Origin of the sequence: Streptomyces sp. NPDC090083, from assembly GCF_044747445.1 — a bacterium.
GTDB lineage: Bacteria > Actinomycetota > Actinomycetes > Streptomycetales > Streptomycetaceae > Streptomyces.
This window is the reverse complement of record NZ_JBIVED010000003.1, coordinates 149,560-167,460: the sequence shown is the minus strand read 5'-3', so window position 1 is coordinate 167,460 and position 17,901 is coordinate 149,560. Positions and strand designations below refer to the sequence as shown.

19 protein-coding genes are annotated in these 17,901 nt (G+C 69.2%); 9 read left to right on the top strand and 10 right to left on the bottom strand.

Annotated elements, in window-relative coordinates:
* Nucleotides 1-7: 7 nt before the first annotated feature.
* Entirely contained in the window at nucleotides 8-601 is a 594-nt protein-coding gene (locus ACIPTO_RS11825) for an ATP-binding protein (RefSeq protein WP_401191037.1), read from the bottom strand.
* Nucleotides 602-804: 203 nt separating this feature from the next.
* On the opposite strand from ACIPTO_RS11825, the gene ACIPTO_RS11820 reads away from it, so the two are divergent.
* The 7 genes from ACIPTO_RS11820 to ACIPTO_RS11790 all read left to right on the top strand — a co-directional run bounded on the left by ACIPTO_RS11820 (nucleotide 805) and on the right by ACIPTO_RS11790 (nucleotide 5,452).
* Nucleotides 805-1,650: a helix-turn-helix domain-containing protein gene (locus ACIPTO_RS11820; RefSeq protein WP_401191035.1), complete on the top strand. Its 846-nt coding sequence runs from the start codon at nucleotides 805-807 to the stop codon at nucleotides 1,648-1,650.
* Complete coding sequence (locus tag ACIPTO_RS11815) at nucleotides 1,650-1,853, top strand: DUF397 domain-containing protein (protein WP_401191033.1); 204 nt, start codon at nucleotides 1,650-1,652, stop codon at nucleotides 1,851-1,853. The genes ACIPTO_RS11820 and ACIPTO_RS11815 overlap by 1 nt, the downstream gene beginning before the upstream one ends.
* A 231-nt stretch (nucleotides 1,854-2,084) precedes the next feature.
* Nucleotides 2,085-2,825, top strand: a complete 741-nt coding sequence (locus ACIPTO_RS11810; protein ID WP_401191031.1) for a DUF6879 family protein — start codon at nucleotides 2,085-2,087, stop codon at nucleotides 2,823-2,825.
* Nucleotides 2,822-3,670 (top strand): helix-turn-helix domain-containing protein, encoded by an 849-nt coding sequence (locus ACIPTO_RS11805; protein ID WP_401191029.1) that lies wholly within the window; start codon nucleotides 2,822-2,824, stop codon nucleotides 3,668-3,670. The genes ACIPTO_RS11810 and ACIPTO_RS11805 overlap by 4 nt, the downstream gene beginning before the upstream one ends.
* 443 nt (nucleotides 3,671-4,113) lie before the next feature.
* Complete coding sequence (locus tag ACIPTO_RS11800; RefSeq protein WP_401191027.1) at nucleotides 4,114-4,551, top strand: hypothetical protein; 438 nt, start codon at nucleotides 4,114-4,116, stop codon at nucleotides 4,549-4,551.
* 91 nt (nucleotides 4,552-4,642) lie between these two features.
* Nucleotides 4,643-5,056, top strand: coding sequence for a hypothetical protein (locus ACIPTO_RS11795; protein ID WP_401191025.1), 414 nt, complete (start codon nucleotides 4,643-4,645; stop codon nucleotides 5,054-5,056).
* 93 nt (nucleotides 5,057-5,149) lie between these two features.
* Nucleotides 5,150-5,452 carry a hypothetical protein gene (locus tag ACIPTO_RS11790; RefSeq protein WP_401192095.1) on the top strand — a complete coding sequence of 101 codons (303 nt, stop codon included), beginning with the start codon at nucleotides 5,150-5,152 and terminating at the stop codon, nucleotides 5,450-5,452.
* Between the two features lie 251 nt (nucleotides 5,453-5,703).
* On the opposite strand, the gene ACIPTO_RS11785 is transcribed toward ACIPTO_RS11790, so the two are convergent.
* The 4 genes from ACIPTO_RS11785 to ACIPTO_RS11770 all read right to left on the bottom strand — a co-directional run bounded on the left by ACIPTO_RS11785 (nucleotide 5,704) and on the right by ACIPTO_RS11770 (nucleotide 9,704).
* Nucleotides 5,704-6,069 (bottom strand): VOC family protein, encoded by a 366-nt coding sequence (locus tag ACIPTO_RS11785; protein ID WP_366313039.1) that lies wholly within the window; start codon nucleotides 6,067-6,069, stop codon nucleotides 5,704-5,706.
* Nucleotides 6,066-6,509 (bottom strand): hypothetical protein, encoded by a 444-nt coding sequence (locus ACIPTO_RS11780; RefSeq protein ID WP_366313037.1) that lies wholly within the window; start codon nucleotides 6,507-6,509, stop codon nucleotides 6,066-6,068. The genes ACIPTO_RS11785 and ACIPTO_RS11780 overlap by 4 nt, the downstream gene beginning before the upstream one ends.
* Before the next feature lie 62 nt (nucleotides 6,510-6,571).
* Nucleotides 6,572-8,068: an MFS transporter gene (locus tag ACIPTO_RS11775; RefSeq protein WP_366313035.1), complete on the bottom strand. Its 1,497-nt coding sequence runs from the start codon at nucleotides 8,066-8,068 to the stop codon at nucleotides 6,572-6,574.
* Between the two features lie 268 nt (nucleotides 8,069-8,336).
* Nucleotides 8,337-9,704 (bottom strand): DUF445 domain-containing protein, encoded by a 1,368-nt coding sequence (locus ACIPTO_RS11770; RefSeq protein ID WP_401192092.1) that lies wholly within the window; start codon nucleotides 9,702-9,704, stop codon nucleotides 8,337-8,339.
* 127 nt (nucleotides 9,705-9,831) lie between these two features.
* On the opposite strand from ACIPTO_RS11770, the gene ACIPTO_RS11765 reads away from it, so the two are divergent.
* Nucleotides 9,832-11,160, top strand: a complete 1,329-nt coding sequence (locus ACIPTO_RS11765) for an SGNH/GDSL hydrolase family protein (protein ID WP_401191022.1) — start codon at nucleotides 9,832-9,834, stop codon at nucleotides 11,158-11,160.
* A 22-nt stretch (nucleotides 11,161-11,182) separates the two neighbouring features.
* On the opposite strand, the gene ACIPTO_RS11760 is transcribed toward ACIPTO_RS11765, so the two are convergent.
* From ACIPTO_RS11760 to ACIPTO_RS11745, 4 genes are all read right to left on the bottom strand, one after another.
* Entirely contained in the window at nucleotides 11,183-12,040 is an 858-nt protein-coding gene (locus tag ACIPTO_RS11760; RefSeq protein ID WP_366313031.1) for a DUF1707 domain-containing protein, read from the bottom strand.
* A gap of 127 nt (nucleotides 12,041-12,167) precedes the next feature.
* A complete protein-coding gene (locus tag ACIPTO_RS11755) occupies nucleotides 12,168-13,196 on the bottom strand; it encodes an ATP-binding cassette domain-containing protein (protein ID WP_401191020.1) in 1,029 nt (342 codons plus the stop codon).
* Nucleotides 13,197-13,201: 5 nt separating this feature from the next.
* Nucleotides 13,202-13,966, bottom strand: a complete 765-nt coding sequence (locus ACIPTO_RS11750) for an ABC transporter permease (RefSeq protein ID WP_401192090.1) — start codon at nucleotides 13,964-13,966, stop codon at nucleotides 13,202-13,204.
* 82 nt (nucleotides 13,967-14,048) lie between these two features.
* Entirely contained in the window at nucleotides 14,049-14,849 is an 801-nt protein-coding gene (locus tag ACIPTO_RS11745) for an ABC transporter permease (RefSeq protein ID WP_401191018.1), read from the bottom strand.
* A gap of 221 nt (nucleotides 14,850-15,070) precedes the next feature.
* Here ACIPTO_RS11745 and ACIPTO_RS11740 point away from each other — a divergent pair, with 221 nt between their 5' ends.
* Nucleotides 15,071-17,515 carry a transglycosylase domain-containing protein gene (locus ACIPTO_RS11740; protein WP_401191016.1) on the top strand — a complete coding sequence of 815 codons (2,445 nt, stop codon included), beginning with the start codon at nucleotides 15,071-15,073 and terminating at the stop codon, nucleotides 17,513-17,515.
* 38 nt (nucleotides 17,516-17,553) lie between these two features.
* On the opposite strand, the gene ACIPTO_RS11735 is transcribed toward ACIPTO_RS11740, so the two are convergent.
* Entirely contained in the window at nucleotides 17,554-17,874 is a 321-nt protein-coding gene (locus ACIPTO_RS11735; RefSeq protein WP_401191014.1) for a DMT family transporter, read from the bottom strand.
* Nucleotides 17,875-17,901: the final 27 nt, after the last annotated feature.

Sequence of the window (17,901 nt, the reverse complement as noted above, 5' to 3'; positions counted from 1 at the left end):
CGCCCAACTAGTCGCCCACGAGACCGAGCTCAGCCTCGAAGCGCGTCTGAGCTCGGTCGACGGCTTCGTCCGGGTCGTGGCCGTGAGCCCGAAGCCAACGCAGAAGGTCGAAGATGGCATCGATCGCCGCCGCCTGTGTGGTTGCCGCCTCCAGCCGGCTTGGCTGACGGCTATTGCTGTGCCGGTCGGGCGCATGCAGGCCAGTGACGAACTCGCACCACGTCACTTTCCGATCGGCGAGGAGCTGAACACCCCAGCGGTCCGAAGTGGCCGTTACGAGCGCCATGCCACGCCCCGTTTCCGCGTGATCGCTCGCATCCACAAGCGTCGGAAGGGCACGCGTGTCGGGGTCATGGACCTCAACGCGCAGGCGGGTGCCGTTCATCGAGACGGCAAGGGTGGTCGGGGTACCTACACCCACGTGGGTGATCACGTTGGAGACGAGCTCGCTGACGCAGAGTTGGACCGCGACGGTCAGCTCAGCCAGGCCCCAGATCCTCAAATGGATCCGTAACACCCGCCGCAGAGCTGCCACTTCCTCAGGCTCCGCCAGAAATGGGAGCTCCCACGCCGTCCTCGGCATGCACGTAGCGCAGTCCATGTCCCAACCCCTTCACCCGCCCAGCAGGTCGCGATGCGTAACTATCTTCACACCGAGGGTTGCACTGGAACTCTCAAAATGGAACTCTCAGTTCATACGCGAAGAAGCACACTTCGACCTCACGCGCCCCCGGCGCGCGCTGTCTTGCCGTCAGACTCGCACAACCAGCACGATCTGAGAGATCAACATGAAGGGCTGGGAGCATGCCAGTTGGACCCACCACCCGAAGGCGCCAGCTCGGTGCCGACCTGCGCCGACTTCGTGAATCCAAGGGTTTGACCCTGGAGGAGGCAGGCGCTCGCGTCGGCATCTCAAAGGCAACACTGAGTCGCTACGAGACGAAGGAGGGGACCGTCAAGTGGCCGGCCGTTGACGCCCTTTGCCGCGAATACGGAGCCTCGGACGCAGAACGTCTCGCCCTAGTAGAGCTGGCCAAGGGCGCCAAGATCCAGGGCTGGTGGCGATCGCTCGCTGACCCCATCCCCGAGTCCATGAATCTCATGCTCACGCTTGAGGATGAGGTCGTACGCGAAGACCACTACGCGTGCATGTACATCCCCGGACTCCTCCAAACTCGCACCTACGCCGAGGCAGTTCACCGAGCCTCGGAGGTGCAGTGCCCGGAGCGCGAAGTGCAGCACATGGTCGACATCCGCATGAAGCGCCAGGAACTCCTTGAGCGCGACGACCCGCCACGGATTTGGTGCGTGATCGATGAGGCGGCGCTCCGTCGCCAGGTCGGCGGACACGCGGTGATGCGAGAGCAGCTTGGTCATCTCCTCACCCTGAACGAGCGCCCTCACGTCACCATTCAAGTCCTCCCCTTCTCAAAGGGCGCACACGCAGCAGCAGTTGGCAGCTTCGCCATCCTGCGGGGCCCGACTCCGGACCTGGACGTGGCGTACGTAGACCTGCTCAGCGGTGGCTTGTTCATGGAGAAGCCGCAGGAACTGGCGCGTTATAGGTTGGCGTTCGAGTACCTCAGCGCACAGGCACTCGATCTTGAGTCCTCCACGGACATCGTCCACCGCATAAGCAAGGAGTCCTGATGTCGGCGCCCTCAACGCACCACTGGTTCAAGTCCTCGTACAGCGGAGGGAGCGGGACGGAGTGTGTCGAGTGTGCGCGTACGCAAGATGGGGCTCTGATACGCGACTCGAAGAACCAAGGTGGTTCCTCTCTCACCGTCCGCAGACAAGCCTGGCTCACTTTCACTCAAGCGTTGCGGGACAGCGGGTTGATACAGCGCTGAGGGACGCTGCGTCTGGAAGGCGCCCCCAGTCATGTCGTGCGTTGGGTGTTGTCCTTCACGACTGCCTCGAACGTCGTGCACCGCTCCGGAAACCCTCTCAGTCACATCGCATTACCGCTTGCGCGCAATCAAGGTGCTCTCCAAAGGATGCGCAATCTGCTGCAATCCTGGAGCGCGAACTGATCCCGTCCACGCAGTCTGGATCTCCAACAACCACGGCTGGAGGGTCACATGGCGCTCAGGTTCCTCGGCACAACCAGCGACGACGGCGACTGCCCGACCTTGTACGAGATCGAGGGCACGGACCAGATCCTCGTCCAGGGCGAGCGGGAAACCGACCCCACGCACCTCGCCCGGCTGTGGGACGTCAAAGAGTCCGAGAGCTTCGTCCGCGTGCCTCGTAACCTGCTCAGCCGCTACGCGCCGCAGAGCGATGCGCCCGAGCTCCAGCCGTTCGCCTCGATCTCCAGTCTCTTTCGCGACTTCAGGCATACGGCCTGGCGCTTAGAGACGCGCCGTGGCTATGCCTCGGACCGCACCAGCCCCAAGTGGGCGCGGTTCCTCGCAGGCGAGGACATCGCCGGTGAACCGGACAACTCCTGGCGGGAGAGCGTGCGCGCGCAGACCGCATTGGGCAAGCGCTTCGAGCGCGTACGGGTTGTCGATCAACCGCTCAGCCAGGGACAGGAGTTCCTCCTCGCAAGCGCACCCAGCAACATTGCAGCAGGAGAGGACATCCGTCACCTGACCCGCGTCCAGACACAGCAACTCCGGCTTCCGGACGACGATTTCTGGCTCTTCGACTCCAAGGTCCTAGCCCGTTTCGCATTCGATGACGACGACACGACGCTGGGCGTGTACGTCACTGAGGACCCCGCCGAAGTCCTCAGCGCCTGCCAGGCCCGGGACACCGCCTGGCACCATGCCGTCCGTACCGAAGAGTTCGCCAGGCGGGTACGTTCCACCGTGTGAGCACGGACTACCAGACCGCCAGAGAGGCGCTCGGCGCACGGCTGCGCGAGCTGCGTACCGAAGCTGGTCTGGAGGGCAAGGACCTTGCCGTGAAGCTCGGTTGCCAGCCTTCGAAGGTCTCTCGGCTTCAGAACGGCAAGCAGACGCCGACCGCTGCCGATCTGACCGAGTGGGCGCAGGCGTGCGACAGACCGGAGGTCGAAGCCGAACTCCAAGGGCTGCGAGCCGGCCTGGAAATGAAGCAGCGGCACCGCTCTTGGCGACGCCAACTGGCCGGCGGACACCGAGGCCGTCAGGAGATCGCCGTACGCCAGAGCGATGCCACGAAACTGATCCGGGGTCTCGAAGTGTCCCGCGTACCAGGGTTGTTCCAGACACCGGAGTACGCCCGCGTCGTCTTCGACTCCAACGCGGAGTTCCGGGGGATCCCGCCCACTACTGAGGCTGCAGTCGAAGCCCGTATGCGCCGCCAGGAGTCGCTGTATGACCCGGCGAAGACCTTCCGATTTCTTGTCTGCGAAGCCGCGCTCTACCACCGCTCATGTCCCACGGATGTGATGGCCGAGCAACTGGACCGGCTGTACAACCTCGTGGGCCAGCGTCGAATCGAACTCGGCATCCTCCCCTTCGGTGCACAGTTGCGCCGTACGGCTCCGCACGCCTTCTGGATCTATGACCGTCGGCTGGTCGTCGTAGAGACGATCAGCGAAGAGCTGTGGCTCACCGGCGAAGAAGACATCCAGCTGTACGAGCGTGCTTGGGACTGGCTTGCCGAGTCTGCCGAGTACGGGGCGCCTGCACGCCGTCTGATCGGGCGGGCAAGAGCGTCCTTGAACCTCTCGTAGGCAATCCGCCGCAAGCCCCGCCGCTGTATACGCAATCACGCGCAATCACTCCGACCGTGCGCAATTGCACCGCCTAACGTCCTAGTCATGACCCCAAAGCCCCCTTTTTTGCGGCCTGTGCGACCGCACCGCGATACGTGGGAGGGCCTGTCCAGGCGCCTCTGCACGCCGGAACTTGGCGCAGGTGAGCGCACGGTCCTCGGGCGCCGAAGTACGCCTTCCGGGGCGCCCTGAAGTCACCCCCGTCCTTCGCCCTGCGTACGACGGGCTGGAAGATCCCTCTCCCAAATGCGCGACGCCCGCTCGTCGCACCCGGACGTGGGCTTCCCAAAAATCCCTCAACCACGAGGTGAAGCAATGCTCCACACAACCCCGCCAGCACCTGAAAGGCCGCCGGGTCCGACCCCGCCCACCCTGGGCACGAGCGCGAAAGAGAACACGCGATGACCGCCACCGTAGCCATCACCACCCGCACTGGTCGTTCTCTCGTCAGCAAGGCCGACTTCGCCATGCTCGCCGCGTTCTGCGGCGACGAGTACGGCCTCGAACGGGCCGTTGCGAACCGCGTCGTGGACCAAGCGCTCGCCCTGGTCTTCGTCATGGGCTCAACAGGCGAAGGCACGTCCATGGCCCCGTCCCAAAAGGTCGACCCCGGCTGGCACACGCTCGTCCTTCACACCGACTGGTACGCCAACTGGTGTCAGGAGCAGTTCGGCTACTTCCTGCATCACCAACCGAACAGCAAGACGCGGACCGGCGGCTTGATGACCTCGGTCGTCGGCAAGATCCGGGCGGCCGGCTTCGAGGTCGACGACCAGCTGTGGGACACGGCCGCCGAATGCAACGCACCCGCCTGCTGCGGCGACGGCCCCTGTTGCTGACCGGCACCACCAGCCGATCCCCAGAGGGGGTTGGTCCGGCCTGCCCCAAGCCGGTCCAACCCCGTCACTGTCAGAAACGGACCGCCCCCTCGTGTCCCTGACCCAGCTGACCGCCACTAGCCGCGTCACCGTCTTCCCTCTCGAAACCCTCACCCTCGCCTACACCACCCAGTCCAGCGACGAACGCGGGCTGGGCGACATCGGCCTCGTCGCGGTAGTCGACGTACTCAGCGAAGGCGAGGAGCTGTGGCGGCTCGCACGCAACCTCGGCGGCCGCAACAACGATGCGGACCAGGCTCGTTGGATCCTCACTCAAGCACACCGGGCCCGCATGGTGGCCGCCTACACAGACCTACCGGGCACAGCGTGGACGGCGTACATCCGCCGACGAACCGACCTCGACGCGCTCTTCGCCAACCACGATGTCCTCCTCACCGGTCGAATGTCGCTGCCAACGCCGCCCTCGCCCTCAACGCCACGGAGTGGCTCTCCTCGTAAGCCGTAGGCCCCCGAGGCTCTCACAGACCCCCGCGTTAGCCTCGGTGGCGATATTCGATCAGCTCGGTTCACCGGTTCCAGGAGGCACGTCATGGCCAAGATCCCCAGCATTCCCAGCTCTCTGGTCGCAGCGAGCGGGCTTGTCGGTGGCTTCGGCGTGGCCCGGTGGACCAGGAAGCGCCAGCTCGGCGGGGTCGTCCTTGCCGCGGCCGGGGCCACCGCCGCCAACCAGTGGCGCCAGCAGGCCGGCGGCAAGGCGGCCGGTGCGCTCACCGTCACCTACATCGCCGCGTTCGCCGGCTCCCACCCCCTGGCCAAGAGGGTCGGCGCCTGGCCCGCGGTCTTCGGTGTCGCCGGCGTCGTAGCCCTCGCGTCCTGGGCGGTGGCCGACCGGAAGGCGTGACGGCCGTCAGGGACGTACGGCGCGAAGGCGACGTGTCGGGGGGTGTCCGCCCGCAGCGGTCGGCGCGTCCGGCACGGGCGAGCCGGTGAGCAACGGCACCCGCGCCGATCCGAGGACGGACACCCCCCGGCGCGGCGCCGACCCACAGACGCACCACCACGAACCCGCACCCGACCACGAACCCCACCCCACCCAGGGGCGCGGGGAACTGCGCGACCAACCCCCACCGGCCCGCGCCCGAAGACGACGCCTCAGCCCCGGTGCCCCAGCACGTTCACCACCCGCCCACCCGGATCCCGCACAAAGAACCGCCGCACCCCCCACTCCTCGTCCCGCAGCTCCCGCACGACCTCCGCCCCGGACGCCACCACCTCGGCCCACACCGCGTCCACGTCCTCGACCTCCACGCTCAGGTCGGGCACGACGGGCGCGGTCCGTTCCTCCGTGAGGAAGCTGATCTGGGCGGTGGGATTCGAAGGAGACGCCAGGGTCATCACCCACCCCTGGTTCATGACCTCCTCGAAGCCCAGCAGGCCGTAGAAGCCGGCGTTCGCACGCATCGAGTCCTCACCGCCCTCCGAGACCCGGAAGTCGGGGACGATCCTGCGGATGCTCATCGGGTACCACTCCTCACGCTCGTCGCGACGGCCGCGCACAGCAGCCCGTCGTTCGAGTCTTCCTCCCGCGGCCGGAACCGACGCCCCACCGCCGCCACCACCAGCGCACCCGCCGCGACCACCAGCGTCGCCGACGCCCACGCCAGCGGCCGTTCCGCCTCGAACGACAGGTACATCAGCACGGCCGGCCCCGCCGCCACCACCAGCAACGGCCAGGCCAGATCGTCCCGGCGGCCGAAGTAACCCGCCAGGGACACCAGGATCACCGCGAGCACCACCCCGGCCCCGCCGTGCGCCCCGTCGTCCGCCGGGACCGGGACCGACCCCGACGGAACACAGAGGGCGTACGCCGCCGTCGCGAGGACGACGCCGAGCGTGCGGACAAGCCAGCGTTCCGGCCAGGGGCGCGTGCGCAGAGGGCTCAGCAACTTCTCGGTCATGCGTACGAGGTTCGTCCACGGGACCGGGCCGCGACAGAGTACGCGTACTCAGATCCCGGGGATCACACCGACGCGACAGGCCCGTCCACCGCGGTCAACGGCTTGGCCACGTCCTCCAGCGACCGCCCCTCCGCCCGCACCGCCAGCACCGCCGCCACCAGCCCCGCCGCACACATCAGCCCCGCCCCGATCTGGAACGCGAGCACCGTGTCGCCGACCTTCCCCGTGTTCGTGAGGTCCGCGAACAGCAGCGGCCCGCTGATGCCCCCGGCCGCCGTACCCAGCGCGTAGAAGAAGGCGATCGACATCGCCCGCGTCTCCATCGGGAAGATCTCCGACACCGTCAGATACGCACTGGACGCACCCGCCGAAGCGAAGAACAGCACCGCGCACCAGCAGGCCGTCAGCGTGGTCGCGCTCAGCGACCCCCGGTCGAACAGCCACGCCGTGCCGAACAGCAGCAGCCCCGAGAGCAGATACGTCGACGAGATCATCACCCGGCGCCCGACCGTGTCGAAGAGCTTGCCGAGCAGCAGCGGGCCGAGGAAGTTGCCGACCGCGATGACCGCGAAGTAGTAGCCGGTGTTGCCCGTCGGCACGTCGAAGAACTTCGTGAGGATCGCGCCGAAGCCGAAGGTGATCGCGTTGTAGAGGAACGCCTGGCCGATGAAGAGGGAGAAGCCGAGCGTGGCGCGCTTGGGGTAGTCGTGGAAGATCGTGCGGGCGATCTCGCCGAACGAGACGCCTTTGCGCTGGTGGATGGTGATCTCGCCCTCGGCGGGCGGCAGTTCGCGCCCCTGCTCCGCCTCGATCCGGTGCTCGATCGAGGTGACCACCTCGTCCGCCTCCCGCTCCCGCCCGTGGATGAGCAGCCAGCGCGGACTCTCGGGGACGTGCCGTCGTACGAGCAGGATCACCAGCGCCAGCACGGCGCCCAGCGCGAAGGTCAGCCGCCATCCGACGTCCGCCGCGAAGATGTCGGTGTCGAGCGCGACGATCGACAGCAACGACCCGCCGACCGCGCCCACCCAGAAGCTGCCGTTGATGATCAGGTCCACCCTGCCCCGGCAGTACGCCGGGATCAGCTCGTCGATCGCGGAGTTGATCGCCGCGTACTCGCCGCCGATGCCGAAGCCGGTGAGGAAGCGGAAGGTGAAGAACCACCAGGTCGAGAAGGAGGCCGCCGTCAGCGCGGTCGCCGCGAGGTACACGATCAGCGTGATCATGAAGAGCTTCTTGCGGCCGTAGCGGTCGGTGAGGTGGCCCCAGAACAGGGCGCCCAGGCACGCGCCCGCCACGTACAGCGCCGCCGCGATGCCGGTGATCTGGCCGGAGCTGATCGGCAGGCCGCTGCCGGGTTCGGAGAGACGGCCCGCGATGTTGCCGACGACCGTGACCTCCAGGCCGTCGAGGATCCAGACCGTGCCGAGGCCGATGACGATCGTCCAGTGCCAGCGGGACCACGGGAGGCGGTCCAGGCGGGCGGGGATGGACGAGGTGATGGTCCTGCCGCCGCCGCTCCCGGCCGGGGTCTCGGCACTCGCACGCGCACTGGCCATCGGGTTCCTCCTCGTCGAGCGAACCCTTCCCGGGTGCCCCCGGGCACCGGCCCCTACACCACCGTCCGAAAACCGTCCGAGCCCCGCGCACACCTCCGCCCGGCCCCCCCCCCCCCCCCCCCGTCCGAACCCCGCACACACCCCCACCCGCACCCCCGACCGAACCCCGCACACCCCCCACCCGCAACCCCCGACCGAACCCCGCACACCCCCCACCCGCAACCCCCGACCGAACCCCGTACACACCCCCCACCCGCTACACGGCCGTCTACACCCCCGCCAGCCGGGTCACCGTGTAGATCAACAAGCCCACCAGCGATCCCACCACCGTGCCGTTGATCCGGATGAACTGCAGGTCGCGGCCGATGTTCGCCTCGATCTTCCGGGTGGTGTGCTCGGCGTCCCAGCCGGCCACGGTGTCGGTGATCAGGGAGGTGATCTCCTTGCGGTAGGTCGTCACGACGTACACGGCCGCGCCCTCGACCCAGCCGTCGACCTTCGCCTGGAGCTTGGGTTCCACGGCCATCCGCGCGCCCAGCGACAGCAGCGAGGCCCGCACCCGCAGCCGTAGCTCACTGCGCTCGTCCTCGGCGGCCGAGACGATCATCGAGCGGACGGACGTCCAGGCGCTGGCGATCAGGTCCTGGACCTCGCCGCGGCCGAGGACCTCGCCCTTGAGGCGCTCCACGCGTGCACGGGTCTCCGTGTCGGACTGGAGGTCGGCGGCGAAGTCGGCGAGGAAGCGGTCGAGGGCGCCGCGGGCCGGGTGGGAGGGCATGTCCCGCATCTCGGTGACGAAGCGGAGCAGTTCCTTGTAGACGCGCTCGCCGATGCGCTTGTCGACGAATCTCGGGGTCCAGCCGGGGGCGCCGCCCTCGACGGCGTCCATGACCTGCTCGTCGTGCAGGACCAGCCAGTCGTGCGCGCGGGCGACGATCAGGTCGACGACCCGCTTGTGGCCGCCGTCGGCGACGATCCGCTCCAGGGTCTTGCCGATGCCGGGCGCGATCTCCTGGGCGTCGGCGCGGCGGGTGATCGCCTCGCCGACGATCGCCTGGACGTCCGAGTCCCGCAGGACCGTGAGGGCGCCCCGGAGCGCCGCCGACAGCTCGGCCGTGACACGGTCCGCGTGGTCGGGGTCGGCGAGCCAGGCGCCGAGGCGGCTGCCGATGCCGACCGCGCGCAGCCGCTGGCGTACGACCTCCTCGGAGAGGAAGTTCTCGCCGACGAACTCGCCGAGGGAGACGCCCAGCTGGTCCTTCTTGGTGGGGATGATCGCGGTGTGCGGGATGGGCAGGCCCAGGGGATGCCGGAAGAGGGCCGTCACCGCGAACCAGTCGGCCATCGCGCCGACCATGCCCGCCTCGGCCGCCGCCGCGACATAGCCCGCCCAGGGTCCCGCGCCGGAGTGCGACGCCCATTTCGCGAGGACGTAGACGACGGCCACGAAGAGCAGCAGCGCCAGCGCGGTCAGCTTCATCCGGCGGACGCCGCGCTGTCTCTCCTCGTCGGCGGCGCTGAACGTGGTCATCGTGCGGCGGGACCCGTCCTTCTCGGTGGCCGACCCGAGGCCCGCCTCCCCGCTCGCCCGCGCCGCCGTCCCCGCCCCCGCTTCCGTCCGGTCCATCCGCTCCATCCGTTCGCCCGTGTCGTGCACCTTGTCCCTTCCTGTCCGACTCCCGGAAGGGGACAGGAGTTCCCGTTGTCACCCGATCGGGCAAAATGGCAGGGCCCTGCCCTTCACCCGAGGAGATCAGTACCGCGTGACCAAGCGTCGTGGTTATGCCCTGCTGTCCGCGATCATCACCCTGATCGCGGTCCTTTCCGCCTGCATATACCTCGGGGCCGCCGCGGGCGACGGTACCCGCGACGACGGGAAGAACTCCCCGGGCTCCCGCTCCGGCGGCAGCTCCGCGGCCCCCGCCTCGGCCGGTACCTGGGTCGGCGCCTGGGCCGCGGCCCCGGTGGCCGGCGAGATCGGCACGGAGAACACCGGTACGGCCGGCCGCTCGGTGCGCAACATCGTCCACACCAGCGCGGGCGGCGCGGGCGCCCGGATCACCCTGTCCAACCTCTACGGCCGGACCCCGCTCAGCATCACCCACGCCTCGATCGCCGTCGCCGCCGCCCACAACAGCTCCGCCGCCGCCCAGGGCACCATGCGGCGGCTGACCTTCGGCGGGGCGACCTCAGTCACCATCCCGGCCGGGCAGCAGATACTCAGCGACGCCGTCCGCCTCCAAGTCCCTTCGAACGCCGACCTGTTGGTCACCACCTACTCCCCCACCGCGTCGGGGCCGGTCACCTACCACCCGTACGCACGGCAGACCTCGTATCTCGCCGACGGCGACCACACCGAGGACGCGACCGGCGTGCCGTACCGCGAACCCACCTCGATCTGGCGGTACTTGACGGCGGTGGACGTACTGAGCGACCAGGCGAACGGCACGGTCGTCGCGTTCGGCGACTCGATAACCGACGGTTCCACCTCGACCGAGAGCACCAACCGCCGCTGGCCGGACGCCTTTTCGCAGCGGCTGCGCGCGGCCGTCGCCGCCGGGCAGGACGTGCCGCGCTACAGCGTCGTCAACGAGGGCATCGCCGGCAACCGGATCCTCGTGAGTCTCGACGGCCGGCCCGCCGCCAACCAGAGCGGCCTCTCCCGCTTCACCCGTGACGTGCTGGGCCGCCCGAACGTCAAGGTCGTCGTCGTCGACCTCGGCGTCAACGACGTCCTGCACGACGCCGACGCCGACCGGATCGTCACCGGCCTGCGCACCCTGGTCGGCCGGGCCCACGCCCACGGCATCAAGGTCGTCGGCGCCACCCTGATGCCCTTCGGCGGCTACCCGCGCGGCACGGCGGCCCGGAACGCGGTGCGCCAGCAGGTCAACGCGGTGATCAGGAGCGGCACGGTCTACGACGCCGTCGTCGACTTCGACAAGGCGCTGCGCGACCCCCACGACCCGCGCCGGTTCGCCTCGCCGTACGACTCGGGCGACCATCTCCACCCCAGCGACCGGGGGTACCGGAAGATGGCGGCCACGATCGACCTGGCGGACCTCAGGGGCGCGGTGCCGGCCCAGCTGTAGCCGGGCTCCTCGCGCGAGGACCTCAGTCCCAGTCCCGGTGTCTGCGCTCGCGCCGGTCCCGGTGCCGCTCGCGCCGCTCCTCGTGCCGTTCCCTGCGCTCCTCGTGGCGGCGGCGGACCGCGTCGCGGTGCTCCTCCATGGCCTCGCGGTGGGCGTCGCGCAGGCCGGACAGGGCGTCGCGGTGGGCGCCGTAGAGCTCCTTGGCGGAGGAGCCGCGGTCCAGTTTCTGCTGGCGGCGCTCCTCCTTGAGGCGCTGCCGCTGCGCGCGGGTCATCTTGCGTTCGATGCCGACGCCGCCCCAGAAGGCGAAGCCCGTGACGATCACGCGCGGGGCGCCCGGGTCGCCCGGCACGCCTTCCTCGCCGTGGTCGAAGGCGCCCATGATGCCGATGCCGCGGACGACGACCTCGACGCCGGGCGGCACGACGACCTGCGCTCCGCCCATGATCGCGATGCAGTTGATCTCGACGTCGCGGGCCGCGAAGTTCGCCTCGCGCAGGTCGATCTCGCCGCCGCCGAAGAAGGAGAAGCAGGTGAAGCGCTTCGGTACCGTCCACCGGCCCTTGCGCTGGAACCCGGACAGGATGGCCACCGCGCCGGTCGAAGAGCCCTCGCCGCCGACGATCCGCCCGGCCCAACTCCCGCTGTCCACCGGCTCCTTGACCATGTTCACCGGCGGCGGGGCGACTCCGGGGGCGGGCAGGTCCTGGGTGATGGGGGTGAGTTCGCCGTACGTCCGCGCCTTGTAGGTCGCCTCCAGCCGCTCCTCGAACTCCTCCATGTCGAGGCGGCCTTCCGCGACGGCGTCGCGCAGCACCTCGGCGACTCGCTCACGGTCGGCGTCGGATGCGCGGAGCTCCGGGACTGCGTCGTCGGTCATACACAGCAGCCTACGAGGTGACTCCGCGCAGGGCCATGAGGTGTCCTGACCCGGAGCCGTGAAGGACGGCGGCCCCGCCCTCCCCTCTCCTACGACCCTCTCCCGCGGCTCTCGCCCGCGGCCCTCTCTACGACACCGCCCGCTGCGCCTGTCCCGCCTGTTCCGACTGCTCCGCGTACATCTTGGCGATCACCGCCTCGATGTCCGGCTCGCGCACCGACAGGTCCACCATCGGGTACTCCGCGGCGATCCGGGCGACCAGGGGAGCCGCCGACTCCGACGCGGGGAACGCCAGCCACTGCCTCGGGCCCTCCACCTTCACGACCCGCGCGTCCGGCACCTCGATCGGGGGCATCTCCCGCTCCAGGTCCACCACGAGGGTCCGTTCGCTCTCCCCCGCCTCGTGCAGACCGTCGAGCGGCCCGTCGTACATCAGACGGCCGTGGTCGATGACCATCACGCGGGAGCACAACTGCTCGATGTCCTGGAGGTCATGGGTGGTGAGCAGGACCGTGGTGCCGCGCTCGGCGTTCAAGTCCCGCAGGAACGCACGGACCTTGGCCTTGGAGATGACGTCGAGGCCGATGGTCGGCTCGTCGAGGTAGAGGACCTCGGGGTCGTGCAGCAGGGCCGCCGCGATGTCGCCGCGCATCCGCTGGCCGAGGGACAGCTGGCGTACGGGGACGTCCAACAGGGCGCCCAGTTCGAGGAGTTCGACACAGTGGTCGAGGTTCTCGGCGTAACGGGCGTCCGGGATGCGGTACATGCGGTGCATCAGCTGGTACGAGTCGATCAGCGGGAGGTCCCACCAGAGGGTGGTCCGCTGGCCGAAGACCACGCCGATGCGGTGCGCGAGCCGGGTGCGCTCGCGGGACGGGTCGATGCCGGCGACCCGCAGCCGGCCGGCGCTCGGAGTGAGGATGCCGGTCAGCATCTTGATGGTGGTCGACTTCCCGGCGCCGTTCGGGCCGATGTAGCCGACCATCTCGCCGCGTGCCACGGTGAAGGAGATCGAGTCGACGGCCCGCACCTGCCGCCGCTCCCGTTTCATGAACCCGGTCTTCTTGCGCACGTCGAAGACCTTCTCGACGCCGTCGAGCTGAATGAAACGCTCGTCCCGGGCGAGATCGCCGTCCTGGGTGACCTGCTCGTCCACAACCCTCAACTCCCCGTGCTTCGGTACAACATGAGCCCCGCCCGCCAGGCGAGACCGGCCAGCGCGCAGAAGGCGAGCGCCACCAGCGGCGACGCGAGGGCCGCGCCCGCCGGCAGGTCCAGCGGGTACGGCCGCCCCAACACGTAGGAGGCGGGCACCCAGTTGACGAAGGCGAGCGGCAGTATGAAGGTCACGCCCCGCACGAAGTCCTTGCCGAACACCGTCGGCGGATACGACAGCAGGGTGTTGCCGCCGTAGGTGAACGCGTTCTGCACCTCGGCCGCGTCCTGCGCCAGGATCTGGAAGGCCGCACCCGCCACGAACAGCGACCCGAAGATCACCGCCCCGCACAGCAGCATCACCGGCACCAGCAGCAGCTTCCCGACCGTCCAGTCGACGTCGACGTGGAACAGCGCGTACCCGAGGACCAGGGCGCCCTGGGTGATCCGGCCCAGGCGGCGCAGCGCGAAGCGGTCGGCGCCGATCTGGGCCAGCACCGGGGCCGGGCGCACCAGGAGGGTGTCGAAGGAGCCGTCGCGGATACGGGAGCCGAGGACGTCCATCGAGCCGAGGACCAGATCGGAGATGCCGAACGCGGTCGACGACAGGCCGTACAGGAAGGCGACTTCGGGCAGGGACCAGCCGCCGAGCGAGCCGACCTGGGAGAACATCAGCAGGATGGTGGCGAAGTCGAGGCCGGTGACCAGCAGGTTGCCGACGACGGTGATGACGAAGGACGTGCGGTAGGCCATGCTCGACCTGATCCACATCCCGGCGATCAGGCCGTAGGCGCGCAACCCCTCGCGCCAGCGCGGCAGTTCACCGATCCGGTACTCCCTCCGGCGGGTCGTCTCAGCCACCCTGCACCACCACCCTCCGCGTCGCCGCCGACTGCGTCAGCCGCCCCACCGCGAGCAGCACCACCGCCCAGGTCGCCTGGAACGCGTACGCGTGCAGCGGGTCGGTCTTCCCCATCAGCACGTCCGCGGGCACCTGGATCTGCGCCGCCCAGGGCAGCGCCTGCACGAACGTGCCGAGCCAGCCGGGGAAGGCGTTCAGCGGGAGCACCATGCCCGAGCAGAAGATCCCGAGGATCATCATGGCCTGGTTGACGCCCGTGCCGTCCAGCAGCCAGAACACGCTCATCGCCATGAGATAGCGGAGGCCGAAGCTGACGGTCATGGCGAGCAGCAGCGCCGCCAGGAGGGCCAGCCAGGACATGACGTCCGCGGGAAGTGCCATCGGGAAGAACAGCGCGCCGAACGCGAACGGGATCACGCCCCGGCCGATCAGCTGGAACAGGGCCCGGCCGAAGTCGCCGGCCAGCCACCAGAGTTGGAGGTCGGCGGGCCGGTACAGGTCGACGGCGATGTCGCCCGTGCGGATGCGCTCCATCAGGTCCTTCTCGAACCCGCCGCCCTGGATCGCCAGCGTCGCGTACAGGCACTGCCCGAGCCACACGTAGGTGACCGCCTGCGCCTGGTCGTAGCCCCCGAGATGCGGGCGCTCGTCCCACAGCGCCAGGTACGTGTAGACGAGGACGACACCGAAGACGGTGTTGGTGAAGACCCCGGCGAACGTCGCCGCCCGGTAGGTCGCGTACCGCCTGAAACCCCCCGCCGCGACGGCCGCGTACAACCGTCCAGCGCCCACGGAAACCACCCTCCGTCCCCTCTTGACACCGAAGCGCAGGAGCCTAGTGCGCAGGTGGTGACGCACGCCACGCATTTTCCGGGCGAGTGCGTGCCGATGGGCGGGAACGGAACGCATGGTGCGAGAGTCTTCGTCTGGGGGCGCAGAAGCGCACAAGGCCGTACAGGAACGTACGAGGCCGTACGGGACCGTACGACGCGAAACAGGAGTCCGTGCACGACATGAGCGACCAGCCGCAGCCGCAGCAGCCGAACCAGGGCTGGGCACCGAGAGAGCCGGAAGCGGCCGCCACCCCCGAGGCCCCCGGGGCGCCCGGCGGTGAGAAGCCGAAGAAGGCCAAGCGGCCCCGGCGCACCGGATGGCGCCGGATCATCCCGACCTGGCGGATGACGCTCGGCGGGGTCGTCGTACTCGTCGCGCTGCTGGTCGGCGCGTTCTATCTCGGCTACTCGATGGTCAACATCCCGCCGGCCAACGCGCTCGCCACGAAGCAGTCCAACGTGTACCTCTACGCGGACGGCTCCCAGCTCGCCCGCGACGGCGAGGTCAACCGCGAGAACGTGGGCCTCGCCCAGGTGTCGAAGAACGCCCAGCACGCCGTACTCGCCGCCGAGGACCGGGACTTCTACACCGAGTCCGCCGTCGACCCCAAGGCGATGGTCCGCGCCGCGTGGAACACGGCGACCGGCAAGGGCACCCAGTCCGGCTCGACGATCACCCAGCAGTACGTGAAGAACTACTACCTGGGCCAGGAACAGACCGTCACCCGCAAGGTGAAGGAGTTCTTCATCTCGATCAAGCTGGACCGCGAGGAGTCCAAGGACGAGATCCTGGAGGGCTACCTCAACACCAGTTACTTCGGCCGCAACGCCTACGGCATCCAGGCCGCCGCCCAGGCCTACTACGGCAAGGACGCCGCCGACCTCGACGCCGGCCGCGGCGCCTACCTCGCCGCGCTGCTGAACGCGCCGAGCGAGTACGACGTCGTGGCGCATCCCGAGAACAAGGCCTCGGCGCTGGCCCGTTGGAACTACGTCCTCGACGGCATGGTCAAGAAGGGCTGGCTCACCCAGGCCGAGCGCACCGGCATGAAGTTCCCGATGCCGAAGGAGGCCACGGCCTCGACGAGCATGTCCGGACAGCGCGGTTACATCGTCGGCGCGATCAAGGACTACCTCACCACGAACAAGATCATCGACGCGGACACCCTCGAAGCGGGCGGCTACCGCATCACGACCACCCTGCAGAAGAGCAAGCAGAACGCCTTCGTGAAGTCCGTCGACGACCAACTCATGTCCAAGCTCGACAAGAAGAGCCGCAAGGTCGACAACTACGTGCGCGCGGGCGGCGCTTCGGTCGACCCGAAGACCGGAAAGATCGTCGCGATGTACGGCGGCATCGACTACGTGAAGCAGTACACGAACGGCGCGACCCGCGGCGACTTCCAAGTCGGCTCCACCTTCAAGCCGTTCGTCCTCACCTCCGCGATCCAGAACGACTCGCAGACCCAGGACGGCCAGACCATCACGCCCAACACCTACTACGACGGCACCAACAAGCGCCCCGTGGAAGGCTGGAACGGCGGCTCGTACGCCCCGGAGAACGAGGACGAGGTCTCCTACGGCGACATCACCGTCCGCACCGCGACCGACAAGTCCGTCAACTCGGTGTACGCGCAGATGGCGGTCGACGTCGGCCCCACGAAGGTCAAGCAGACCGCCGTGGCCCTCGGCATCCCGTCCGACACCCCGGACCTGACCGCCACCCCGTCGATCGCGCTCGGCCCGTCCACCGCGAGCGTCCTCGACATGGCGGAGGCGTACGCCACCATCGCCAACCACGGTGAGCGGCACACGTACACGATGATCTCGAAGATCACCAAGGACGGCACGGACGAGATCAAACTGCCGGCGAACAGGACGACCCGCGCGGTGAGCCGCGAGGCCGCCGACACCACCACCTCGGTCCTGCAGAGCGTCGTCGACAACGGCACGGCCACCGCCGCCCAGGGCGCCGACCGCCCCGCGGCCGGCAAGACCGGCACGGCGGAGGAGGACACGGCGGCCTGGTTCGCCGGCTACACCCCCGACCTCGCCACCGTCGTCTCCGTCATGGGGCAGGACCCGACCACCGCCGCCCACAAGTCGCTCTACGGCGCGATGGGCCTCGAACGCGTCAACGGCGGCGGGGCGCCCGCCGAGATCTGGGCCCAGTACACCAAGGCCGCCCTCAAGGGCACCGAGGCGAGCGACTTCGACCTCCAGCTCCAGGACGGCGCCGAGACCGTCGCACCGCCGAGCCAGCAGCCCAGCCAGCCCGCGACCACCGGCGACCAGGACAACGGCGGCACGACCACCACCGGCGGCCAGGGCGACCAGGGCCAGACCCAGGGCCAGACCGACGGCGGCACGGCGACCACCGGCGGCGACACCGGCACGCCGGGCACCACCGGCACCACCACCGACGGCACCACCTCCACGGGCGGCACGGCCACCGACGGCGGCACCGCGACCACCGGCGGCACGACCGGCACGACCACCGACGGCGGGACCACCGGGACCGGCGGCACGACGGGAACCACGACGGACGGCGGCACGACCGGGGACACCACCGGCGGCGCGACCACCGCCGGGCCCCAGAGCGTCACCGGCCGGAAGAAGGAGTGACGGCTCGTCCCTGACCGTGGGCGGGGCGACCGCCGGTCTCAGTGGCCGGAGGTCGCCTTCAGCCCCACCACGGCGACCAGCAGCAGACACACGAAGAAGATCCGGGCCGCGGTGACCGGCTCCCCCAGCACCACCATCCCGAGCACCGCCGCCCCCGCCGCCCCGATCCCGACCCACACGCCGTAGGCCGTGCCGATCGGCAGCGACTTCGCCGCGTACGACAGCAACACCATGCTGGCGACGATCCCGGCGCCGGTGAACATGCTCGGGACGAGCCGGGTGAACCCGTCCGTGTACTTCATCCCGATCGACCAGCCGACTTCGAGCAGACCGGCGACGACCAGCAGGACCCAGGCCATGAGAGGCACCTCCGAGACACGTGTGTG

What these genes read in the sequence shown, in the direction of transcription:
- ACIPTO_RS11820 (WP_401191035.1), top strand. Translation starts at nt 805, where the DNA reads ATGCCAGTTGGACCCACCACCCGAAGGCGCCAGCTCGGTGCCGACCTG.
- ACIPTO_RS11815 (WP_401191033.1), top strand. Translation starts at nt 1,650, where the DNA reads ATGTCGGCGCCCTCAACGCACCACTGGTTCAAGTCCTCGTACAGCGGA.
- ACIPTO_RS11800 (WP_401191027.1), top strand. Translation starts at nt 4,114, where the DNA reads ATGACCGCCACCGTAGCCATCACCACCCGCACTGGTCGTTCTCTCGTC.
- ACIPTO_RS11785 (WP_366313039.1), bottom strand. Translation starts at nt 6,069, where the DNA reads ATGAGCATCCGCAGGATCGTCCCCGACTTCCGGGTCTCGGAGGGCGGT.
- ACIPTO_RS11770 (WP_401192092.1), bottom strand. Translation starts at nt 9,704, where the DNA reads ATGGAGCGGATGGACCGGACGGAAGCGGGGGCGGGGACGGCGGCGCGG.
- ACIPTO_RS11775 (WP_366313035.1), bottom strand. Translation starts at nt 8,068, where the DNA reads ATGGCCAGTGCGCGTGCGAGTGCCGAGACCCCGGCCGGGAGCGGCGGC.
- ACIPTO_RS11740 (WP_401191016.1), top strand. Translation starts at nt 15,071, where the DNA reads ATGAGCGACCAGCCGCAGCCGCAGCAGCCGAACCAGGGCTGGGCACCG.
- ACIPTO_RS11750 (WP_401192090.1), bottom strand. Translation starts at nt 13,966, where the DNA reads ATGTGGATCAGGTCGAGCATGGCCTACCGCACGTCCTTCGTCATCACC.
- ACIPTO_RS11760 (WP_366313031.1), bottom strand. Translation starts at nt 12,040, where the DNA reads ATGACCGACGACGCAGTCCCGGAGCTCCGCGCATCCGACGCCGACCGT.
- ACIPTO_RS11780 (WP_366313037.1), bottom strand. Translation starts at nt 6,509, where the DNA reads ATGACCGAGAAGTTGCTGAGCCCTCTGCGCACGCGCCCCTGGCCGGAA.
- ACIPTO_RS11810 (WP_401191031.1), top strand. Translation starts at nt 2,085, where the DNA reads ATGGCGCTCAGGTTCCTCGGCACAACCAGCGACGACGGCGACTGCCCG.
- ACIPTO_RS11825 (WP_401191037.1), bottom strand. Translation starts at nt 601, where the DNA reads ATGGACTGCGCTACGTGCATGCCGAGGACGGCGTGGGAGCTCCCATTT.
- ACIPTO_RS11735 (WP_401191014.1), bottom strand. Translation starts at nt 17,874, where the DNA reads ATGGCCTGGGTCCTGCTGGTCGTCGCCGGTCTGCTCGAAGTCGGCTGG.